Annotated in this window: 1 pseudogene; it reads left to right on the forward strand. The window is 67.2% G+C overall.

Going from position 1 to position 647, the window contains the following annotated elements:
* Positions 1 to 87: 87 nt before the first annotated feature.
* Positions 88 to 647: pseudogene (locus EOA23_RS35235) on the forward strand (glycosyltransferase family 39 protein); the annotation flags it as partial.

The following is a 647-nucleotide window of genomic DNA, read 5'->3' on the forward strand; positions in this document are numbered from 1 at the left end:
CAAGAACCCCTGCAGCCCCACCCGGCTCCCGAGCGGCGCGCTATTATCTACCTGGCATGGATGGGTCTGGGGCCAGCACTCCTCATCATGATCGCCTCGCTGCTCACAGGCACCGGCGAATCCTGGGGCGCGACGATGTACAATCTCGTGGGCGCCCTGGTGATCGCGCTCCTGGGTCACCGGCTGGGAGCAAAGGAATTGCGCCGGTTGACGGTGCTGGCCCTGCTATGCGTGGTCGCCGTGTCGAGCGCCTACGCTGTCACCCGCTGGACCGGCTGCAACGTCCGCGGTCGCCTGCAGCCGATGTGCTGGCCGGCGCAATCGATCTCGCGGACGGCCGAGACGATATGGCATGAGGCGGTGCCCGGGCCGTTGGGCATTGTCGGCGGCGAAGACGGCGTGGCCAGGCTTGCCGGGCTGGAAGCCGCGGACCAGCCTTCCATCTTCACCGCTCTCGACAGGCGCCTCGCACCATGGATCACGGACCAGCGCCTGCGGGATCAGGGAATGCTGCTGGTATGGCCGAAAGGCTGGCCACTCACGCCGCGGCAATTGGCCTGGACCGACGGCCTGCCGGTCAAGACGGTGTCTTTCGACTGGTCGCTCAGGGCGCCGCCCCTGGAGATCAACTTCGCCGTCATTCCACC

The sequence above is a fragment of the Mesorhizobium sp. M2A.F.Ca.ET.042.01.1.1 genome, assembly GCF_003997405.1.
Taxonomy (GTDB): domain Bacteria; phylum Pseudomonadota; class Alphaproteobacteria; order Rhizobiales; family Rhizobiaceae; genus Mesorhizobium.